Raw genomic sequence first — 20,762 nt, 5'->3', positions numbered from 1 at the left:
TTATGAAAATTACAAACGCCGGCCGCGGCGTGCATAAACGCGAGATCAAAGGGATCGACCGGTTCAGGGCCGACCTGCCCGCCGATTGGTATGCGTTCACAAACCTTGACCTCGTTCTCGGCGTAGGGCGGGCTCGCGAGATCGATGTCGTGATCGTATCCGATAAGCGGATATTCCTGATCGACCTGAAAGACTGGTACGGGAAGATTTCGAGTGTCGATGGCCACTGGCACCTGAACGGCATCGATAAAGACCCGTCTCCCGTTGCGAAGATCGCCGGCATCACGCGCGACATACTTCGGCTGCTGAACACGGAGTTCAAGAAGAGACCTGAAACCAGGAATCTTCCCCTGCCGCGGATAGAGGGGCTGGTCGTCCTCACGGGAAAGGCCGACCGCACGGATATAGCCGAAACTGAAATAGCAAAGGTTCTAACCGCCGACGAGTTCTTGAGCATCGTGAAGGACAGCGGCCGTGAACGCGCGGCGTTCGGGACCGTCTCCGCCGCATACCTTTCCACGCCGCTGACTGACACATTCTGGAAAGAGCGTCTTCACCGCTTCTTCAATGCCGGTCCCAGTTCGCCATTCCAGCCGGGGCGGCGGCGTTTCGAGCGGTTCACCGCTGAGGACGTGCCCACATTCTCGCATCCGCAGGACATATACCGCGAGTATGAGGCCGCCGAGGAAGGCAACAAGAACAACCTAGGCACACTGCGTCTTTGGGATTTCACCAAATGTCCAGACGCCCGTTTTCAGAACGAGGAAGGACGCCGGGAAATTGCCGGACGGGAACACGCCGTCTATCACTGGCTTAAGGATCGCAGTAGCGCCGCCGAGCAAACCCTGCTTCCCCCTAAGATCGACGATCCGGAGCGGGGAGTGCATTACTGGGAAATCTATGACCGCCGTCGCCGAATGCAGAGACTCGGCGTGTTCGCTGAAACAGAAGCGGTGCGGCTCGCGCCTTCCGAGAAGATCGAACTGGCGCGCCAGATTCTCGCTTCAACGGCGAATCTTCATGGGCAGGATGCCGCCCATCTCGACCTTGGCGGCCACAGCATCTGGCTTGAGGCGCCTACCACCGCCAAGTTCTCCCACCTGATGGCCGCGCGCTTCCCGGAGGTCAAATCCCTTGGCGAGGCCCGTTACCAGTTTCTTGCGTGCGTCGATGTGCCGGAAGACCACCTGGGCGTGGAACGCGGGCCCCAGTGCCGCGACGTGTTCCTCACGGCGGTCGCTGTCCACCTGCTGCTGTTCGGCAAAATTCCCGGCGGCAGTCCGCCGGAGTGGAATCCGGACATCGACGGGGCCGGAACGTTTCACGCGCTCCACGACTGGTTCGCCGAGGCGCTGGAACTCGATCCGTCCCGCCGCTACCCGGACGCCATCCAGGCCTTGCAGGGATTCAACCGCGCGACCGCGCAGCGCCCGACGCGGGATGAGATCATCTCCGGGCTTGAGCGGCATCGCGGCGCCATCCGGTCGGCGCGTCAGCTCATAACGGCCTTTCCGGAATCGGGAGACCTCATCGTCGAGAACGACCGCGTGGAAATGTGGCGGAGCCAGAAAAACGGCGCGCCGGTTGTCGTGAAGCTCTGGAAACAGGCTTCATGGGGCGACACAGCCTGCGAGGGGGCGGCCATCCTGGCTTTCCTTGAAAAGGCCGCAGCGGCGAAGGCCGACCGTCCTGCGGGCCTGCCGACGGTCCATGAGGCGTTGTGGCTTGGCGACTCCATGGCCCTCGTACAGGACTGGGTCGAAGGCCCGACTCTCTCGGCTGTTCTGGCGGCACCGCCGGAGGATTTTACGACGCCTGCGGCAGCGCTGGCCTTCGTGGAGCGCCTGACGCGAACGGTTGATGCGCTTCATGAGAGCGGCCGGGGGCATGGCGACATATCGCCCGCTAACATTGTTGTTTTCGCGGAAAACGCGCCCGTCCTCATTGACGCGCTGGATTTCTCGCCGTGTGCAGACGGGGAGCGCACCACAGCGGCTTATGCCCCTCCGTCGGGCAACCTTTTCGAGCGTGACCGGTTCGCGGTCACCAGAATAGCGGAGGAAGTGTTCACCCGCGCCGCACTGGCCGAGCGCGATGCGCGTGAAATCGCGAGAGCCATCGCGGACTGTCGGGAAAAAGAGCCGCGCCTTTCCACACTCTTGCCGCTTCTCGACCAGGTTGAGGCTGCGCTTGCGCGGCTAAACGCGCCGGCAGCAGACGACGCGGGCGATGTTACCGCCCACTACGCCGTCAGCATTGTCGGTGCGGCCACCGGCCCGATCGAACCGGACGAGGGCTACATTTTTCTGCGTGTGCGCCGCGATGCCGCGCGGGGCACGCTGTTCTTCGTGCTGCGCGGCGCAGCGGAGGAACTGGATATCCGGCTGGACAACGACGCACAGCCCGTATTCGCAAAGCGCCGCAGGCTGGAGCAGCGGCAGATCAAGCGTAGCGCCGCCCAGGAATTCCACATGGTCGTGGCAACCCTTTCGGTTGAAAGCGCCCTTGTGAACGACCTGTCCGCTCTGGCGCCTCTTCTGGCTCTCCCGGAAGTGCAGGAAAGGGTCGCGGCGGAACGGACGGGGTTGGCCCCCGCGCCGGTCGATGTCGAAGATCCTGCCGCCGCGCCGGTCGCGGAAGAGGCGGCCGAGGACGCCCTTGCCGAGGAGATTGCGGTACGGCCTGTCGCCGCCCCGAGGTCGATTGACGTTCCGGCGCTTTGGCGAGCGCTGATCGACGTCGAGAACGAGCTTACCATCGAAGGTAGCGCGCAGATCGAAAGCGTCTTCGATCGCGGATCGGGCCGTCACAAGGTGCCCATCGACCTTGAAAGCGGGGCGTTCGAGTTCGCGCGCCACGATACCGTCGGCGTGGAGCGGCAGGATAAGAAGGGCGCGTGGCGCCGCATCGGCCAGCTCGACCTCCAATTATCGCGGTCGGATCTAGCGGTCATCGACGCGAGCGACACAAACATGGCGCACCAGGCGCATATCGTCGATGCTGGGCAGCGCCTGCGCTTCTGGAGCCACCTGGAGCGCCAGAGCCTGAAACGCCGGACGGACGCCGTTGACCGGATACTGGCGGGCAACGGGCGATCCCGCGACCTTCTGGGGGTATTCGACCCGCGAACTGGAGCGCTGCCCTCGAAGGTCGCTCACCAGCCCGCCGCTGACTCGCTCGGCATCTACGGGCTCAATCCCGACCAGGAAGCGGCCTTCGCGCTTATCGTGGCGAACCGCCCGGTCGGGCTGTTGCAAGGGCCGCCGGGGACCGGCAAGACCCGCTTCATCGCGGCGCTTGCGCATTATGCTCTAACGAAGGGTCTGGCGCGCAACGTGCTGCTGGCGAGCCAGTCCCACGAGGCCGTGAACACGGCGGCCGAGGCGGTGCTTACCCTGTTCCGGAACGGCGGGGTGCAGCCGAGCCTGTTGCGGATCGGGCGCGACGAGGAACAGGTTTCGCTGCCGCTTCGCGCCTATCACACGCCGAAGGTCGAGCAGGGATTCAAGGATCGCTTCCGGGCTTCTTTCCGCGACCGCCTCGGGGAGATTGCCGGCGCCCTGGGGCTTCCCGACAGCGCCGCCGACGAAATCGCCGCTATCGAGACGACCATCCGCCCGCTGGCGGAAACCCTCGCCGACCTTACGATGCAGGAGGACCGGGATGAGCAGCGACTGAACAGCTTGCTGGACACCATGCGCCGGCACCTCGAAAGACTTGATGCCGCGGCTCTGCTCGATGGGGAAGAGGCGCGGGAATGGTCAACGTTGCCGGACGACGTCGCGCAGGCAGTCATGCGGCGCCATGCGCGCGGCGCCGGCGCCGACCGGTTTGATAGACTTTACCAGGCTGCCGCCATTGGCCGGGATTTCGTGGGCAGTGTTTCGCGCGCGCAGCGCAGCTTCGAGAGCTTTCTTGCCGGGACGCGCCAGATCGTCGCCGGAACCTGTGTGGGCCTGGGGCGTACCGCGCTGGGGCTGACCGCCACGGCGTTCGATCTTGTCATCGTCGATGAGGCGGCCCGCTGCACCGCCAGCGAACTGCTGGTGCCGCTGCAAGCGGCGCGTTGGGCCGTACTTGTGGGAGATCATGCGCAGCTGGAGCCGCAGCACAAGGCGGAGGTCGTCAATGCTGTCGCCGAGCGCACAAGCGTAGCGAAGCGTGAAATCAAACGCAGCGATTTCGAGCGCGTCTTCACCACGCCATACGGCGCCGCCGCCGGTGCGCGGCTCAAAACGCAATACCGGATGCTGGCGCCCATCGGGCAGGTCGTGTCGGAGGCCTTCTATCCCGATATGCCGCTGCATGCCGGCCGTCAGACTCCGGAAATCGACCCGGCGTTACTCCCGGCAAGACTCGATGTCCCGCTGCTCTGGATCGAAACGGACGGCATGGGCGAAGCCGCCACCGAACGGCCGGAAGAGGGCGGCAAGAGCCGGATCAACCGGGCGGAAGCGGACGCCATCGTGGCGATGCTTGAGGACTGGCATAGCCACGAGCCGTTCCGGACCTGGCTGCTCACGCAACAGAAGCATCCTGCCGGCATCGGGGTGATCTGCATGTACGCCGCGCAGCGCGACCTCATCCGCCGGAAGCTGCGGCAGTCGGCGCTCGCCTATCTTCTGGACCGTCACCTGAAGGTCGGGACGGTCGATAGCTACCAGGGCAAGGAAAACCCAGTGATCCTTCTCTCGCTGGTGAGGAACAACGAAGAGGGGCCGATGGAGGCTGGTGTCCGGCGCGTGCGCGAGGGATTCCTGACAACGCCCAACCGGATCAATGTCGCCGTCAGCCGCGCCATGGACCGGCTGGTGGTCGTGGGCGTAAGGGGGCGGTGGTCCCCGCAGGGGCCGATGGGGCGCATGGCGGAAGCATTCGGACGGCAGGTTACGCGGGGGGCGGCGCGCGCGGTCAGTGCGGAGGACATCATCGGGCACGCAGGGACGCAGCCTGTGCGGGAAGCGGCGTCGCGTCCTCGGAAGGCGCGGGCCGAGGGGGGCGCGCATGGCTAACCAACCGCGCCCGCTCCTGCGTCTGAAGGGACATGAACTGCTTCCGGCCGACGAGGATCGACGGTTGGAGGTCGGCGTCTATGACGTGCTTCTGCCCTGCCGCAAGTATGAGGTTGCGTACAAGATCGCAATATTGGGCAAGGTCAGCCAGAGCCTTGAATTCCTGTTGCGGCTGGTGAAGGCGGTTCCCGGGATTGAGGAGGGGTCCGCAGCAGCGTTCTTCGGGTTCGAGCAGGCCGAGATCAGCTACGTGCTCAACGAGGCCACGGGACCCGGGTTGGTCGAGCGGCGCGAGGGCCGCCTCTGGCTTACGCCCGCAGGCGATGCCCTCTTCCGGGAAGGGGCCGACGATCCTTCCATTTATACCGTCGAGGAACGCCGCCGCGACCTCGGATTCGACCTGCTCGCCATTGCGCCGCAACCCCCGCGCGCCATCGACTCCGTAGAGATGTCGCTTCCGGAGCTGCCGATCGCAGACCCCGCCCGAACAGGAAAGGTCGGGGACAGGATATTCGAGCGTTTCAGCAGGTTCTTCCATGAACTTGCCGAACGCCGCGACCGCGAGCAGGTTCAGCAACCGGACCTGTACTCGGTGGACAGGGTCGTTCCCAAGGATCGTTTTCAGGTGCCGGTTCGCGTGCGGGTATTCGCACAGGCATCCGCGCCCAGCCTCCCGGAAATAGACCTCAGCTCCTGGCGGGCAGAGCATGAGATTTCCGACCGGCCGCAGATCGAAAGCGCGGCGGCGATGCTGATCGACGACCTTAAGGTCAACGGCAACCACATCGGTGTGCCGCAGGCGTATGAGGTACTTGTAGATCTGGCACCTGAATTTTTAAAGGAATTTGTCACAAAGTCTGGACTGAACGTGAACCGCTACTGGCGGGAGGCGGTCGGGCGGGCCGGCGAACCGCGCGTAGACCGCAAGACGGTGCCGATCATCGGTCCGCTGTACACTGAAGCGAATGCGAGGCGGCTTCTTGACGTGGTCGACTATGGTTTGCGCAGCGGCGCTGACCAGCCGGAGTTCCTGCTCTCCGTAGCGCCCCAGACCCGTCTATGGGGAGCGACCACCCAGAATAGGGACACACTCTCCTATCTCCGTCGTCGGATTGCTGCTGTTGCGCCGGCAAGCGCAACGGAATTGCGCGCTGTCTGCCTATTTCCCGGCAAGGCTCCTTGGTTCGTCGACCGGACTTTCGATGAGGTTCTTGCCGCGGATTTCAGCCATCTCCCGCCCGCATTGGAGATAATGATCGTTCCGCACATTGCGGTGGCAGTGCTCGCTCATGCGCCGATAGGCGCCTCGTCTGGATATGCAGTTCCCTTCGGATGGGCATCGTTCGATGAGAATGTCGTTACCCGCACGCAAGCGTTTGTGGCCGATAAGCTCTGGACTTTTATGTGTGACCGTGAAACGCCCGATCGGCTTATCAAGGAGCTTCAGCCAAGGCAGAAGGTTGAAAGCAGCGGCAGCTAAACTGTTGTTTTCAAATTTTGCGGTGAGCGGCTTCCGGCTAACACGTCCAGTGTTGTTGCCCTGGGGGAGCTCGTGTTGAGCTGGCGCCGTTGCCAATCTCGCTGACATCGTTCTAAAGATAGGAAAGAAGGGGCCCAGCCACCCGTGCAACCGGATTCAATTTCCTCGGTGCACCGCGTTCGTTCCGCCGACGTAGATTGCCCACGCCTCCATCATCTCTCGGCGCTTTTCAAGCGCGTCTCCCCGGCGATAGGCCTGCTCGACTGAGTTCCCGATGATATGGGCGAGCGCAGCTTCGGCGACCTCTCGCGGGAAGGGGGTGCATTCGCCGCACCAGTCGCGGAACGATGATCGGAAGCCGTGGGGTACGAAGCCGGTCTCGCCCATCCGGACCAACAACTGCTTGAAGGCCATGTTCGACAGCGGTTGCCCTCGCAGACTGCTCGGGAACAGGTGAGCCGTGGGCTCCTCTCTTTCGCGGAGCTTCACCACCTCGTTCAAGATTTCGACTGTCCGACCCGAAAGCGGCACGCGATGCTCGCGCCCTGCCTTCATCCGATCGGCCGGAACCGTCCAGACCTTCATGCCGAGGTCGATCTCGCTCCAAGTGGCGCCGATCACCTCGCCGGTGCGGGCGGCGGTCAGTATCAGGAATTCGAGTGCTCGAGCAGCAACAGCGTCGCGGCCCCGCAGGCGCGAGATGAATGCTGGGACTTTGTCATATGGCATCGCCGGCTGGTGGCCGCGCTGTAGCTTCTGACGGCGAGGCAGCAGATGGTCGAGATGCCCTCGCCACTGGGCCGGGTTCTCACCGGTGCGCCATCCTCGCGCCTTGGCCGCGTCCAGGACCTTCTCGATACGCCCGCGCAGGCGGGAGGCAGTCTCCTGCTTGGTCGTCCAAAGCGGCTTCAGGATGTCGACGACGTCCTCGGTGGTGATGGCGTCGACGGCCTTCTTCCGGATCGAGGCGCAATAGGCGTCGCCAAGGGTCTGCTTCCATTGGTAGATGTGTTTCTCGTTGCGAAAGCCGGATGCGATCGTCCCGATCAGCTCGTCGGCGAAGGTCCCGAAGCTCGGCGTCTTGGCATCTTCAACCTCCACCGCATTCCTGCGCTCGATGGGGTCGACGCCGGCCCTCACCGCCTTGCGGACGTCTGCGACGAGTTCGCGAGCCTCCTTCAGGCTGACGTCGGCGGCCGAGCCGAGCTGCATCTCGCGACGGCGTCCCTGGATCGTGTACCGAGTGAACCATCGCCGCGCGTTCCCGACCAATTCGAGATAGAGCCCGTCGCCGATGGAGTGCCTTCCGTCCGCCTTGATCGCGGCGACCTCGCGGGCGGTGAGAAGCTTCGCTGCCAATTCCCGTATCTCCCACCAACTCTCCCACCACTTGATGCTGGATAGTAGCGGTCCCGTGTGGTCGTGGGTAGACAAAAAGCGCCATAATACGTTGGAAAACCGCTTATTTTTTGGATCTCAGCGCACTGTGGTGGATGCTGGTTTAGTGGTCCTTGGCTCCACCAATTACCTTCACAAAAGCCGCGCAAAAGTGTGTTTCGGCGTGGAACTTTGACCCCCTACGAGGGGTGATCGGCGTCCAATTTTGACCCCCTTACCGCCACCGCGAGCAGACTGCCGTTCCTTTCGTGGAGGGCGGCGGTCGGGGGATGAAGTCAGTGGATACGATTGCGCGGATACGCCGCGAGTTCTTCGTTCGAGGTCGTTCGATCAAGGAGATCGCCCGCGAACTGCATGTTGCCCGGAACACGGTCCGGAAGGTGCTGCGTTCCGGTGAAACGATCTTCTCCTACAGTCGCGGGAACCAGCCGCTACCGAAGCTCGGACCGTGGAAGACCGAGTTGGACGGGCTGCTCGCGGCGAACGCGGCAGCATCTGCGCGTGAGCGGCTGACGCTGGTTCGACTGTTCGAGGAGTTGCGCGGCCGGGGTTACGAAGGCGGCTACGACGCCGTTCGTCGCTACGCGCGGGCCTGGGCGTTGGAGACGTCGGCGGCGAAGGTCGACGCCTACGTGCCGCTCTCCTTCGCGCCGGGCGAGGCGTACCAGTTCGACTGGAGCCACGAGGTCGTCCTGATGAACGGCCTGCCGATGACGGTGAAGGTGGCGCACGTCCGGCTCTGCCACAGCCGAATGATGTTCGTCCGTGCCTATCCGCGCGAGAGCCAGGAGATGGTGTTCGATGCCCACGACCGGGCCTTCGCCTTCTTCCGGGGCACCTGCACGCGCGGCATCTACGACAACATGAAGACCGCGGTGGAGACGATCTTCGTCGGCAAGGAGCGGGCCTACAATCGGCGCTTCCTGCAGATGGCGGGGCATTACCTCGTCGAGCCGGTCGCCTGCACGCCGGCTTCGGGCTGGGAGAAGGGGCAGGTCGAGAACCAGGTCGGGCTGGTCCGCGAGCGGTTCTTCACCCCGCGCCTGCGGGTTCGGTCCTTCGACGAGTTGAACACCCTGCTGCTCGACCGGTGCATCGCCTACGCCAAGGCGCATCGGAACCCGGAGTTCCCCGACCGGACGATATGGGAAGCGTTCGAAGCCGAGCGGGCGTCGCTGGTGCCGTATCGCGGCCCCTTCGACGGGTTCCACGCGGTGACGGCGTCGGTATCGAAGACCTGCCTCGTGCGGTTCGACAACAACAAATACTCCGTATCGGCGAGCGCGGTCGGCCGGCCGGTGGAGATCCGGGCCTATGCCGATCGGATCGTCGTTCGTCAGGACGGCCGAGTGGTCGCCGAGCATCCTCGCTCCTTCGGTCGCGGCGAGACGATCTACGATCCCTGGCACTACGTGCCGGTGCTCGCCCGCAAGCCGGGAGCCCTGCGCAACGGCGCCCCGTTCAAGGACTGGGTTCTGCCGGGCGCGATGGATCGGGTGCGCCGCAAGCTCGCCGGCTCCAACGACGGCGACCGGCAGATGGTGGAGATCCTCGCCGCGGTGCTCGACGACGGACTGGGTGCGGTCGAGGCGGCCTGCGCCGAGGCGCTCGGCGAAGGCGTGCACTCCGCCGACGTGGTGCTGAACATCCTGGCGCGACGGCGGCCCGCGCCGATCCCGGTCGGCATCCTGACCCCGGATGCGTTGAAGCTGCGGTTCGAGCCGATTGCCGACTGCGCGCGGTACGACGACCTGCGGAGGGCCGGCTGATGGACCGCACCAAGATCCTGAGCACGATGACCGAGCTGAAGCTGTTCGGCATGAAGGCGGCCTACGACGAGATCGTAGCGGCGGCCCTGAAGCGCAACCACGACCCACAGCGCATCGTCGCGGCGATGCTCACCGCCGAGATCGCCGAGAAGCAGGCCCGCTCCATCCGTTACCAGATGGGCGTGGCCAAGCTGCCGCTCGCCAAGGACATCGACGAGTTCGCCTTCGACGGCACGCCGATCAACGAGAACCTGGTCAGAGACCTCGCCGCCGGCGGCTTCATCGGCCAGCAGCGCAACGTCGTGCTGATCGGCGGTACCGGCACGGGCAAGACCCACCTGGCCATCGCCATCGCACGGGCCTGCATCCGAGCCGGCATGCGGGGGCGGTACTTCAACGTCGTCGACCTCGTGAACAAGCTCGAGGCCGAGACCCGTGCCGGCCGACAGGGGCGAATGGCCGACTGGCTCTGCCGCCTCGGCTTCGTCGTCCTCGACGAGTTGGGCTACCTGCCCTTCGCCCAATCCGGCGGTCAGTTGCTGTTCCACCTGATCAGCCGGCTCTACGAGCGCACCTCGATCGTGGTCACGACCAACCTCGCCTTCGGCGAATGGCCGTCGGTGTTCGGCGACGCCAAGATGACTACGGCGCTGCTCGACCGCCTCACCCATCACTGCGACATCGTCGAGACCGGCAACGACAGCTGGCGCTTCAAACACCGGGCCTGAGATCGGCGCCGTCGTCGGTATAGTGCCTCCGGTCGGGCTACGCCCTCCCTCCGTCACGACACCGACGACATGCTCACAGCGAAGCTTCGACATTCGATCGGAAGCGCCCAACTGCGCGAAACCAGGGGGTCAAAGTTCGACGCCGATCCGGGGTCAAGATTGCTCGCCGATTGACACCCAAAAGCGCGGCTTTTTGATTTTCAGGCCCGTGTTCTCCCGGCATGGCCGTTCCGTCGTCTAAGGCTGGGCGCGAAAGCCGACGCGGGGAACCGAGATTCCCGCGCCGGGGGCGTCGAGCCAGGTCGTAGGCGACGGTTGGGAGAGGGGTACGCCTCGGCCCTCGCACGGCGATGACGGTCGTCCTCGCGGTGCGAAGGCCTCGTAGCGGGGATCAGGACGCCCTCAGCTTGGCTTCGGCAATGCGCGTCCACAGTTCCGCGCCGATCGGCAGCGCCGCATCGTTGAAGTCGTAGCGCGGCGAGTGGAGACCGGCCTCGCCCGGCCCTCGGCCCTGCCCGACCCAGACATAGGCGCCGGGCTTCTCGAGCAACATGAAGGCGAAGTCTTCCGCGCCCATGCTCGGCTCGATGTCTCTCTCGAGCATCAGCGTCGGCGCCATGTCGCTGATGACGCCCTGGACGAAGCGGGCCTCCGTGGCGTCGTTGATGGTCGCCGGGTAGCGGCGTTGATAGTCGATCGTCGCCTCGCAGCCCATGGCCCCGGCGATACCGTGGACGATCGCCTTCAGCCGCGTCTCGATCAGGTCGCCGATCTCGGGCGCGAACCAGCGCACGGTGCCGCTCATCTTGCAGGCGTCTGGAATGACGTTCCAGGCGTCGCCACCGTGCACCGTCGTGACCGAAACGACCGCCGACGACATCGGCGAGACGTTGCGCGAGGCGATGGTCTGCAGCGCCGAGCCGATCTGGAACACCGCCGCGACCGGATCAACGCCCTGATGCGGCATGGCGCCGTGGGCGCCGCGACCCTTCACCTCGATCTCGAAGATCCCGAAGGCCGCCATCATCGGGCCGGTGGTGAGGCCCGCCCGCCCGATCGGCAGCGCCGGCCAGTTGTGCATGCCGAAGACCGCCTCGACGGGGAAGCGGTGGAAGAGCCCCTCGGCGATCATCCGCTCGGCGCCGCCCTCGTTCTCCTCGGCCGGCTGGAAGATGAAATGCACGGTGCCGTCGAGCGTCGTGCTCTTCGTGAGCGACCGCGCGGCGGCGAGCAGCATGGCGGTGTGGCCGTCGTGGCCGCAGGCATGCATCCGGCCGGGGTTCTTGGAAGCGTAGGGGAGCCCCGTCGCCTCGTGGATGGCGAGCGCGTCCATGTCGGCGCGCAGGCCGATGGCGCGGGACGACGTGCCGCGCGTGAGCGTCGCCACGACGCCGGTGCCGCCGAGGCCGGTCTCGACCTTCAGGCCGAAGGCGGCGAGCCGCTCGGCGACGAAGGCCGAGGTTCGATGCTCCTCGAAGGCCAGTTCCGGCATCTGATGCAGTTCGCGCCGCCAGGCGACCGCTTCGTCGATCTCTTCGGAGGAAAAGCGGGTGGGAGCGTTCACGGACGATTCTCCTCGGGCTGGGTGGTTTCGAGGCGATAGCGGAAGTCGCAGCGCTTCGCCCCGCCCATGATGGTCTCGGTGCGCGTCAGCTCCATCTTCGGATTGTAGCCGACGCAGAAGTCGCCATCGCGATTGCACGAGAGGAGGTGGCCGATCTCGCCCAGCCCCATCTCGCGGTACATCTCGGCATAGCGGCAACGGGTGACGTCGAAGTCGAGCCGATCGGGCGCGGCATGGCGCACTTCGAGCTCGAGCGAGCCGCCCGTCGTCCAGTTCGGCAGGATGGCGTCGAAGTCGGAGAGATCGGGATCGCGGCCGAGCGCCTCGCGGAAGCGGGCGCCCTGCTCGATCGCCGAGCGCGACACCGCTTCGCCGATCACCGCCTTCGCCTCGTCCTCGCCGGACCGGGCCTTCAGCACCGCATAGACGTGGCCGAGGATCTCGGCCTCGATGCGACGACGTTCGATGATCGGCAGGTTCATGCGCGCTCTCCCGTGCCGGTCGCCGCCGGCTGTTCGTGAACATGGCCGCCGAGATAGGCCTCGACGATGCGCGGATCGCCGGCGAGGTCGGCGGCGGCCCCTTCGAGCGCGATCCTGCCCGATTCCATCACCGCCGCACGATCGGCGATGCGGAGTGCTGCCTTCGCATTCTGTTCGACGATCAGGATCGACAGGCCCTCGGCGCGGATCTGCGACACGAGGTCGAAGATGCCCTTGACGAACTTCGGCGCGAGGCCGAGCGACGGTTCGTCGAGGAGCAGGAGCGAGGGCTTCGCCATCAGTGACCGGGCGATGCACAGCATCTGCTGCTCGCCGCCCGAGAGCGAGCCCGCCGTCTGCGCCATGCGCTCGCCGAGCTTGGGGAAGAGCGCCAGCACGCGGTCGAGCTCCGACGTGCCGTGCCGCCCGCCGCCGAGCACCAGATTCTCCCGGACGCTCATCGACGAGAAGATCTGGCGCCCCTCCGGCGACTGGAGCAGGCCGAGGGCGACGATCTCGTGGCTCTTGAGCTTCGAGATCTCCTCGCCCCGGAACCGGATCGAGCCCGACTTCGGCCGATAGATGCCGGAGATCGCCCGCATCAGGGTGGTCTTGCCGACGCCGTTGGAGCCGAGCACGGCGACGATGCCCTTGTCCGGCACGTCGAGATCGACGCCGTGCAGGATCTCCTGGATGCCCATGGCGACGGTCAGGCCGCGGATTTCGAGCAGGCTCATTCCTCGACCCCCAGATAGGCTTCGAGCACCGCCGGATCGGCGCGCACCACATCGGGTGCGGCGTCGGCGATCTTGCGCCCCGATGCCAGCACGACGACGCGCGAGCAGATGCTCATGACGAGGTTCATGTCGTGCTCGACCAGCATGACGGCGAGGCCGTCGGCGTTGAGCGAGCGGATGAAACGGGCGAGCTCCGCCGTCTCGCTGTCGTTGAGGCCGGCTGCGGGCTCGTCGAGGATCAGGAAGTCGGGCCGCATGGCGAGAGCCCGCGCGATCTCGAGATACTTGCGCTTGCCGTAGGAGAGGTTGGCGGCGAGTTCGCCGGCGACCTCGGTCAGTCCGACGCGCTCCAGCGCCTGCCAGGTGGCCCGCGAGATCGCCTGCGAGCGCCTGGCGCCGCCGACGATCGCGCGCCCCGCCGACAGTCCCATCTTGCCGACCGCGCCGACCGAGACGTTGTCGAAGACCGACATGTTGGGGAAGACGCGCAGGTTCTGGAACGTGCGCGACATGCCGCGGGCGGCGATCACATGCGGCTTCAGTCCGTCGATCGCCTCGCCCTTGAACCGGACGCTGCCGGCCGTGAGCGTGGTGAAGCCCGAGATCAGGTTGAAGAGCGTCGTCTTGCCCGCCCCGTTCGGCCCGATCAGGCCGACCAGTTCGCCCGCCTCGACCTTCGTGGTGACGGCGTCGACCGCGAGCAGGCCACCGAAGCGACGGGTGACGTTTTCGATTTCGACCAGCGTCATTTCCAGCCGACCTCCCGTTCGCCCGGTGCAGCCGTCCACCGCCGACCCAGTGCCCGACGGGCGAAGGTGAGCGCGGGGACCTCGCCGAAGAGACCCTTCGGCAGGAAGAGGATGGAGACGAACATCACGATGCCGACCATCACGTTGCGCAGATCGCCGAAGGAGCGCAGCACCTCCGGCAGGAGGATCAGCAGCACGGCGCCGACGATCGCCCCGGGCAGCGAGCCGAGACCGCCGACGACCACCATCGCCAGGATCAGGATCGAATTGGAGAAGTTGAAGTCGCCGGGCGAGACGTAGCCGGTGGTATAGGCCCACAGCGCGCCGGCGAGACCGGCGAAGACGGCCGACAGCGTGAACACCTCGATCTTCAGCCGCACCGTGTCGATGCCCATGGCATCGGCGCACTGGTCGTCCTCGCGCAGCGCCCGGAGCGCGTTGCCCCAGTAGGAATGGGTCAGCCGGTGCAGCGCCCAGATCGACAGGCCGACCACCACCGCCACCACGAAGTAGACCGACAGGCCACCCTTCACCGACCAGCCGAAGAGCTTGATGCCGGAGAAGAGCATTACCCCGTTCGGCCCCTTGGTGACCGCGACCCAGTTGAGCAGCACCGTGTTGATCATCTGCCCGATGGCGAGCGTCGCCACCGCGAAGTAGATCGACACGAGCCGCATGGTCGGCAACGCCACCACGAAGGCGAGGAGCCCCGCCGCCAGGCCGGCCGCCGGCAGACCCCACAGGAAGCCGAGCTTCAGCTCCGACCCCATCAGCGCCGCGACATAGGCGCCGATGCCGTAGAAGGCGGCATGGCCGAGGTGGAGGAGCCCCGCGACGCCGGTCACCAGATGCAGCGACGCGGCGAGCAGCGCGAAGATCAGCACCAGATTGGCGACCTGGAAGAAGTAGCCCTTGCCGAACCAGGCGAGGCTCGCGGGCGCGACGGCGAAGACGAGGAGCACGAGCGCGATCGGCACGAGCGCCGGGCGCGACATCTTTTTAGAGATCTCAGACACGTTCCCTCCCGGCGCCGAAGAGCCCCTGTGGGAAGAAGATCAGGGTGACGACCAGGAAGCCGTAGGCGACCATGTCGGCCCAGTTCGACGAGACGAAGGTGGTGGCGATGCCTTCGGAGAGCCCGAGCAGCAGCGCACAGATCACCGCGCCGGGGATCGACGAGAGGCCGCCCATGACCATGGCGACGAAGGCCTTGATGCCGGGCACGAAGCCCATCGCCGGGAAGATCGCCCCGTAGTAGAGCCCGACCAGGATGCCGGCCGCCGCGCCCATCGCCGAGCCGATGGCGAAGGTGAAGAGGATGGTGCGGTCGGTGTCGATGCCGACGTACTTCGCGCCGAGCGGATTGGCCGAGACCGCGCGGATCGAGAGCCCCACGCGGGTCCGCGTCAGCAGATACTGCAGGGATCCGAGCATCACCGCGGCGACGGCCAGGATGATCAGGTCGCCGGTGACGATGGTGACCGGACCGAGCGCGATCGGCTTGTTGATCAGCGCCGCGAAGGGCAGCGTCTGCATCTGCGAGCCGAAGGCGATCTCGAGCCCCTCGCGGGCGACGATCGAGACCGCGAGCGACGACATCAGCGTCGATTCCCGCATCGCGCGCGACTTCAGCGACGCCTCGTCGGAGAAGCGGCGGAACGGCTTGAAGGCGATCCGCTCGAGCCCGCAGCCGAGCGCCGCACCGACCGCCAGGACGATCAGCACGACGACGACGAGCGGCGGCGCGAAGGCGGTGACGACGATCAGGCCGACGAAGGCGCCGATCGTGTAGACCTCGCCATGGGCGAAGTTGACGACGTTGAGTACGCCGAAGATCAGCGTGAAGCCGATCGCCATCAGGGCGTAGATCACCCCCTGTGACAGGCCGATGGCCAATTGCTGCAGATAATAGGGATCGATCACGCTGAGCCCTCGCGTCGCGTCGAAACAATTGGGCGCCGGTGGCCCGGGCGGCTGAGCGGGAGCGGCGAACCGCTCCCGGAGGGCGTCAGTCGTTGACGGGCGTGAAGGCGCCGCCGATGACGCGGACCTTGGCGAGCGACTTCATCGGCTCGCGATCCGGGCCGAAGGTCGTCGTGCCGGTCACGCCGGGGAAGTCCTTGGTGGCGGCGAGCGCGTCGCGCACCGAGGCACGGGTGGTCTTCGGATACGTCTTCACCACCGCCTCGAGCATGATGTTGACGGCGTCGAAGGCCTGCGCCGGGAACTGGCCCGGTTCGGCGCCGCGCGCCTTCACCCAGGCCTCGACGAAGCTCTTCACTTCCGGCTTCGGGCTGTTGGGCAGGAAGTTGGTGGTCAGCGACAGACCGTCGGCGTCCGCGCCGGCGAGCTCGATGATCTTCTGATTGTGGGCGGCGGACGTCGACCAGATCGGCACGTTGAGGCCGACCTGCTTCGCCTGCTTCAGGAAGTTGGCGCCGTCCTCGTAGAAGAAGCCGGTGTAGATGGCGTCGGGCTTCTCGCGCTGGATCTTGGTGAGCAGCGAGCGGAAGTCGGGCAGACCGCGGTTGAAATACTCGGTCAGCACCACGGTGCCGCCCTGCGCGGTCAGACGCTCGTTGAAGTACTTGGTGACGGACTGGCCCCAGTCGGTCTGCTCGGCGACCACCGCAACCTTCTTGATGCCTTTGGAGAGCATCCAGTCGGCGTTGAACGGCCCTTCACCGGCCTGCGTGGTGATGTTGCGGAACTGCCATTCCGAGATCTTGGTGTAGTCCGGATGCGAGGCGGTCTGGGAGAGCTGCGGCATGCCGGCCTCCTTGTAGACCTGCGCCGCCGCCATCGACACGCCGGAGGTGAAGTCGCCGAGCACACCGACGATCTTCTCGTCGTCGACGAACTTGCGGGCGATCGCCACGCCTTCCTTGGCATCCGAGCGGCTGTCCTCGAACACGATCTCGACCTTGACCGGCAGGCGGCCGGACGCATTGAAGCGCTCGAGCGCGATCTCGGCCGCGGTCTTGAAGTCCTGGCCGTACTGGGCCGTGTTGCCGGTCAGCGGCAGCTGGTAGCCGAGGCGGATCGCGTCGGCGGCAACGGCCGGCGCGGCCGCGAAGGGGGCGATCAGCGCGAAGCCGACGATGGTCCTGCGGGTGAACGTCATACTCTTTCTCCACTCGAGGGCCTCAGGGGGCCGATGGAATGCCAATTCCGAAACTGATTTGCCTCAGGCGGCGGTGCCGGGCTCGACCACCAGGCGGCAGCAGCCCTCTTCGCCCGGCTTCCAGGTCTCGCCCTTGAAGACGAAGCCGGCCGCCTTGAAGAGTCCGCCGTCGATGGCGCCGCCGGCCTTGCAGAGGAGTTCGAGATCCTCCTCCGAACGACCCATCGCCTGCCAGGCCTCCTTGAGCGGGCAGCGATGGAACTTGATCTCGAGGCGCTCGTCGTCGCACTGCCGGATCTCCGGGGCGAAGATCTCGTCGACGGCCGGGATGCCGCCGATGAAGCGGTCCTTCAGCCCGACGAGGTTCGCCGGTCCGAGGTCGGCGAACTTGGCGCCCATGGTCACGCCCATGCGGCGGGTCGCCTCGCCGACCAGCTCGACCGCCTTGTCGGTGCCGAAGGCATCGCGCAGCACATCGAACATGTTGGCATAGGCCGCGGCGCGCATGGCGAAGGCGCCCTGGAGCCACTCGATCGGGACCATTCGGCCGGAGGGGGACGTATCGGACATCTGGTTCTTCCTGTTGCTCTTGCGTTCCGGGGATGGGGTGGTCTCGGGTCTCGTCGTCACGCGGGCTCGCGACCGTCCTTGAAGCGGTACCAGGCGAGCATCGCCGGGGCGACGAGCTTCGCCACGGCGTGGAACTGATAGGGGCGCACCTCGGTCAGTGGCACGGGAAGCTCTTTCTCCGGCTTGCCGTCGAGCGCGTCGGCGAAGACCGGACCGAGGGCGGAGGCGAGCGCGACGCCACGGCCGTTGCACGCCTCCCAGGTCCACAGCCCCTCGGCCAGCCGATGGAATCGCGGCATCCGGTCGTGCGTCATGCCGATGCGGCCGTTCCAGACGTAATCGAAGCCGGGCACGCCCATCTGCGGGAAGATCCCGGCGAGACGCTCGCCGATCAGCGCCTTCAGCCGCCGCGCCCCGTCGAAGGGAACGATCATCGCGCCGCCCGAGACGAGCCGGCCGCGCGCATCCCAGCGGAAGAAGCGCAGATCGCCGTGGGTGTCGGAGAGCGCCTGAAGCCCGGGCAGGACGGAGGCGCGGACGTGATCGGGTTGCGGTGCCGTCGCCATCTGCCAGGAGAGGACGGGGATCAGCGAACGGGCGATCTTCGGGGCGAGCGACGGGGCGAACCAGTCGGTGTAGCCGTTGGAGGCGAGCATCACCCGATCGGCGACGATGGTGCCGCCGGCCGTGGTCAGCCGCCAGCCCTCGCCGGATTTCTCGATGCCGGTGACCGCCGTGCCCTCGAAGATCCGCGCTCCGGCCGCTTCCGCCGCCTTCGCCAGACCCCGCACATAAGCGAGCGGATTGAGATGACCGCCGGAGGCGTTGAGCATGCCGCCGTACCAGTCCTTCGAGCCGGTGAGCACCGCCGTCTCGGCCGCGTCGAGCAGGCGGACCGGCGCGCCGCGCCGGCCCCAGGCCTCGACGCGGGCGGCCGACAGCTTCACGCGACCCGGCGAATGGGCCGGCTGGAACCAGCCGTTCTGGACCGCCTCGCAATCGATGCCGTGGCGACGGATCAGATCGAAGACATAGGACGCGCTGTCGCAGACGAGACGGGCGAAGCGCTCGCCGGTCTCGCCGAAGCGTTGCGCCATGACGTCCGGTTCGGCTCCGGTCATCGTCGGGATGACCTGACCGTTGTTGCGTCCGGAGGCGCCCCACCCGACCGAAGCCGCCTCGGCGAGGACGACGGAGCGTCCGCGCGAGGCGAGTTCGAGAGCGGTGGAGAGCCCGGTGATGCCGCCCCCGACGATCGCGATGTCGGCCGTAGTCTCGCCCGCCAACTGAGGCGCCGGCGGGCGATCCGGGGTCATGGCGGCCCAGAGGGAGGGTGGGAACGGCGAGGTGTGCGCGGGCATGACCGACTTTCCGAGCGAGGCGCCGTCAGGCGGCGAGGGGAGCCATGTCGAGGCGACCGTCGAAGAAGTCCGCAGCGGCCCGGGCATGGAGTTTGGTCGAATCGAATACCGCGAGATCCGTATCGGCGGAATTGATGAGAAGCCCTATTTCGGTACATCCGAAGATCACGCTGTCGGCGCCACGCGCTTTGCCTGCGTTGATTATTCTGATGTAACTTTCGCGGGAGGCTTCCTTGATCACGCCGCGACAGAGTTCGTCGAAGATGACGTCGTGGACGATGGTGCGATCCTGCTCGTCCGGGACCATGACGTCGAGATCGAACTTCCGCCGCAGCCGGTCTTTCCAGAAATTCTGTTCCATGGTGTAGCGCGTCGCGAGCAGCAACGGCGTCTTCACGCCGCGCGCCGTCAGATCGCGCCCGACCACGTCGACGATGTGGATCAACGGCACCCCGGCCGACCGTTCCACCCCCTCGGCGACCAGATGCATGGTGTTGGTGCAGATGAGCAGGCAGCCGGCGCCCGCACCCGCCAGGCCGCGACCGGCCTCCGCGAGGCGCGCCTCGGCGCCGTCCCAGTCGCCGGCCTTCTGCAGCGCGACGATCTCGTCGAAGTTGACCGAACGCAGGAGGATGTCGGCCGAGACGAGGCCGCCGTGGCGCTCGCGGACCATCTCATTGATTTCACGATAATAGGTTGCGGTGCTTTCCCAGCTCATGCCGCCGATGAGACCGATGATGCGAGACACGTTGCTGCTCCGTCTTGGCTTCGACGTCGAAACCGTAGCGCAGGAGCGATGCTGAGAATGCGCGTCGTTTGCACAATATGCGGGCAAATACGCAAGCCGATTGCGCATTCTTGATTATTTACGAGATCATTTTGCGTCATTTATTCTCTACTCGCAAACGGAGTGCGTCGTGCTCGATATTCGCGACAAGAGAATCCTCGAAGAGCTGCAGGGCGACGCGACCGTCGCCGTCGCCGATCTGGCCGACACCGTCGGCCTCTCGGTCTCTGCGTGCTGGCGCCGCATCAAGGCGCTCGAGGATCACGGGTTGATCGCGCGCCGCGTGGCCCTGATCGACCGCCGCCGCGCCAACGTCGGAACCACCGTCTTCGTCGGCGTGCGCACGTCGCGCCATTCGATCGAATGGCTGGAGGCCTTCCGCAAGGCGATCTCCGACATCCCCGAGATCGTCGAGGCCTATCGGCTGACCGGCGAGATCGACTACCTGCTGCGCCTCGTCGTCCCCTCCGTCGAGATCTATGATGCCGTCTACAAGCAACTGATCACGCGGCTCGACTTCACCGACATCACCTCGTTCATCGCCATGGAGGAGATGAAGTTCACGACCGCGATCCCGTTGCGGTATGCGTGATGTGTTCCTTCAATCCCTCCCGGCCGTCGCTTCCTTCGTGACGTCGCAGGCCATGCGCATATGGCCGCGCGCCACCAGCCAGACGCAGAGCGCGATCCCGGCCGCGACCCCGAGCGCCATGTAGGCCGCCGAGAATCCGAACCGCGCGGCGATCACGCCGGCGAAGCTCGGGCTCAGCGAGGCGCCGATGCCCTGAACGGTCATCACCATGCCGAGGCCGGCATTGACGTGGCCGGTGCCGCGCAGCATGCGCGCGACCAGCCCCGGCACCGCGACCCCGAGCAGGCCGGCGCCGACGCCATCGAGCACCTGCACCGGAATGACTGCCCACGGCGAGATCCAGGTCGCCGCGATCAGCGCCCGGATCGGCAGCGCGACGAGCGCGGCGACGAAGACCGGATAATAGCCG

The 20,762-nt window shown here is 66.0% G+C and carries 17 protein-coding genes (1 of these 17 running past the window's edge); 5 read left to right on the top strand and 12 right to left on the bottom strand.

Annotation, left to right across the window (positions count from 1 at the left end):
* Positions 1-2 precede the first annotated feature (2 nt).
* Positions 3-5,012: an AAA domain-containing protein gene (locus ABS361_17365; protein XBY43818.1), complete on the top strand. Its 5,010-nt coding sequence runs from the start codon at positions 3-5 to the stop codon at positions 5,010-5,012.
* Positions 5,005-6,492, top strand: a complete 1,488-nt coding sequence (locus tag ABS361_17360) for a hypothetical protein (protein ID XBY43817.1) — start codon at positions 5,005-5,007, stop codon at positions 6,490-6,492. The genes ABS361_17365 and ABS361_17360 overlap by 8 nt, the downstream gene beginning before the upstream one ends.
* Before the next feature lie 156 nt (positions 6,493-6,648).
* Here ABS361_17360 and ABS361_17355 read toward each other — a convergent pair whose 3' ends face one another.
* Complete coding sequence (locus ABS361_17355; protein ID XBY43816.1) at positions 6,649-7,851, bottom strand: integrase arm-type DNA-binding domain-containing protein; 1,203 nt, start codon at positions 7,849-7,851, stop codon at positions 6,649-6,651.
* Between the two features lie 308 nt (positions 7,852-8,159).
* On the opposite strand from ABS361_17355, the gene istA reads away from it, so the two are divergent.
* Positions 8,160-9,659, top strand: coding sequence for an IS21 family transposase (gene istA, locus ABS361_17350; protein XBY43815.1), 1,500 nt, complete (start codon positions 8,160-8,162; stop codon positions 9,657-9,659).
* On the top strand, positions 9,659-10,387 hold the full coding sequence (gene istB, locus ABS361_17345) for an IS21-like element helper ATPase IstB (GenBank protein ID XBY43814.1): 729 nt from the start codon (positions 9,659-9,661) through the stop codon (positions 10,385-10,387). The genes istA and istB overlap by 1 nt, the downstream gene beginning before the upstream one ends.
* 391 nt (positions 10,388-10,778) lie before the next feature.
* Here istB and ABS361_17340 read toward each other — a convergent pair whose 3' ends face one another.
* The 10 genes from ABS361_17340 to ABS361_17295 form a co-directional block, all read right to left on the bottom strand.
* On the bottom strand, positions 10,779-11,951 hold the full coding sequence (locus tag ABS361_17340; protein ID XBY43813.1) for a M20 aminoacylase family protein: 1,173 nt from the start codon (positions 11,949-11,951) through the stop codon (positions 10,779-10,781).
* The gene (locus tag ABS361_17335) at positions 11,948-12,433 is read right to left on the bottom strand and encodes an L-2-amino-thiazoline-4-carboxylic acid hydrolase (protein ID XBY43812.1); all 486 of its coding nucleotides are present in this window, start codon (positions 12,431-12,433) and stop codon (positions 11,948-11,950) included. The genes ABS361_17340 and ABS361_17335 overlap by 4 nt, the downstream gene beginning before the upstream one ends.
* Positions 12,430-13,170: an ABC transporter ATP-binding protein gene (locus ABS361_17330; protein ID XBY43811.1), complete on the bottom strand. Its 741-nt coding sequence runs from the start codon at positions 13,168-13,170 to the stop codon at positions 12,430-12,432. Before ABS361_17330 ends, ABS361_17335 begins: the two co-directional genes overlap by 4 nt.
* A complete protein-coding gene (locus ABS361_17325; GenBank protein XBY43810.1) occupies positions 13,167-13,919 on the bottom strand; it encodes an ABC transporter ATP-binding protein in 753 nt (250 codons plus the stop codon). The genes ABS361_17330 and ABS361_17325 overlap by 4 nt, the downstream gene beginning before the upstream one ends.
* Positions 13,916-14,935, bottom strand: a complete 1,020-nt coding sequence (locus tag ABS361_17320) for a branched-chain amino acid ABC transporter permease (protein XBY43809.1) — start codon at positions 14,933-14,935, stop codon at positions 13,916-13,918. Before ABS361_17320 ends, ABS361_17325 begins: the two co-directional genes overlap by 4 nt.
* Entirely contained in the window at positions 14,928-15,842 is a 915-nt protein-coding gene (locus tag ABS361_17315) for a branched-chain amino acid ABC transporter permease (protein ID XBY43808.1), read from the bottom strand. The genes ABS361_17320 and ABS361_17315 overlap by 8 nt, the downstream gene beginning before the upstream one ends.
* 85 nt (positions 15,843-15,927) lie before the next feature.
* The gene (locus ABS361_17310) at positions 15,928-17,043 is read right to left on the bottom strand and encodes an ABC transporter substrate-binding protein (GenBank protein XBY43807.1); all 1,116 of its coding nucleotides are present in this window, start codon (positions 17,041-17,043) and stop codon (positions 15,928-15,930) included.
* Between the two features lie 63 nt (positions 17,044-17,106).
* On the bottom strand, positions 17,107-17,613 hold the full coding sequence (locus tag ABS361_17305) for an L-2-amino-thiazoline-4-carboxylic acid hydrolase (protein ID XBY43806.1): 507 nt from the start codon (positions 17,611-17,613) through the stop codon (positions 17,107-17,109).
* A gap of 56 nt (positions 17,614-17,669) precedes the next feature.
* Positions 17,670-18,974 (bottom strand): FAD-binding oxidoreductase, encoded by a 1,305-nt coding sequence (locus tag ABS361_17300; protein XBY43805.1) that lies wholly within the window; start codon positions 18,972-18,974, stop codon positions 17,670-17,672.
* Positions 18,975-18,999: 25 nt separating this feature from the next.
* Positions 19,000-19,830: an aspartate/glutamate racemase family protein gene (locus tag ABS361_17295; protein XBY43804.1), complete on the bottom strand. Its 831-nt coding sequence runs from the start codon at positions 19,828-19,830 to the stop codon at positions 19,000-19,002.
* 61 nt (positions 19,831-19,891) lie between these two features.
* Here ABS361_17295 and ABS361_17290 point away from each other — a divergent pair, with 61 nt between their 5' ends.
* Positions 19,892-20,353, top strand: coding sequence for an Lrp/AsnC family transcriptional regulator (locus tag ABS361_17290; protein ID XBY43803.1), 462 nt, complete (start codon positions 19,892-19,894; stop codon positions 20,351-20,353).
* Positions 20,354-20,362: 9 nt separating this feature from the next.
* Here the strand turns inward: ABS361_17290 and ABS361_17285 are convergent, their stop codons facing one another.
* A protein-coding gene (locus ABS361_17285; protein XBY43802.1) for an MFS transporter crosses the window boundary here: on the bottom strand, positions 20,363-20,762 show its 3' portion. Its footprint extends 866 nt past the window's final position; 400 of the gene's 1,266 nt are visible here — the last part of the coding sequence; its start codon lies beyond the right edge, outside the window; the stop codon is at positions 20,363-20,365.

This window comes from Ancalomicrobiaceae bacterium S20 (genome assembly GCA_040269895.1).
Taxonomy (GTDB): Bacteria; Pseudomonadota; Alphaproteobacteria; order Rhizobiales; family Ancalomicrobiaceae; genus Methyloraptor; species Methyloraptor flagellatus.
The sequence above is the reverse complement of the archived record's forward strand: the minus strand, read 5'-3'. Positions and strand labels throughout refer to the sequence as shown.

Coding starts and splice junctions, on each gene's coding strand:
- ABS361_17300 (XBY43805.1), bottom strand. CDS start 18,974: ATGCCCGCGCACACCTCGCCGTTCCCACCCTCCCTCTGGGCCGCCATG.
- ABS361_17325 (XBY43810.1), bottom strand. CDS start 13,919: ATGACGCTGGTCGAAATCGAAAACGTCACCCGTCGCTTCGGTGGCCTG.
- ABS361_17310 (XBY43807.1), bottom strand. CDS start 17,043: ATGACGTTCACCCGCAGGACCATCGTCGGCTTCGCGCTGATCGCCCCC.
- ABS361_17360 (XBY43817.1), top strand. CDS start 5,005: ATGGCTAACCAACCGCGCCCGCTCCTGCGTCTGAAGGGACATGAACTG.
- ABS361_17335 (XBY43812.1), bottom strand. CDS start 12,433: ATGAACCTGCCGATCATCGAACGTCGTCGCATCGAGGCCGAGATCCTC.
- ABS361_17365 (XBY43818.1), top strand. CDS start 3: ATGAAAATTACAAACGCCGGCCGCGGCGTGCATAAACGCGAGATCAAA.
- ABS361_17305 (XBY43806.1), bottom strand. CDS start 17,613: ATGTCCGATACGTCCCCCTCCGGCCGAATGGTCCCGATCGAGTGGCTC.
- istA (XBY43815.1), top strand. CDS start 8,160: ATGAAGTCAGTGGATACGATTGCGCGGATACGCCGCGAGTTCTTCGTT.
- ABS361_17295 (XBY43804.1), bottom strand. CDS start 19,830: ATGCGCAATCGGCTTGCGTATTTGCCCGCATATTGTGCAAACGACGCG.
- istB (XBY43814.1), top strand. CDS start 9,659: ATGGACCGCACCAAGATCCTGAGCACGATGACCGAGCTGAAGCTGTTC.
- ABS361_17330 (XBY43811.1), bottom strand. CDS start 13,170: ATGAGCCTGCTCGAAATCCGCGGCCTGACCGTCGCCATGGGCATCCAG.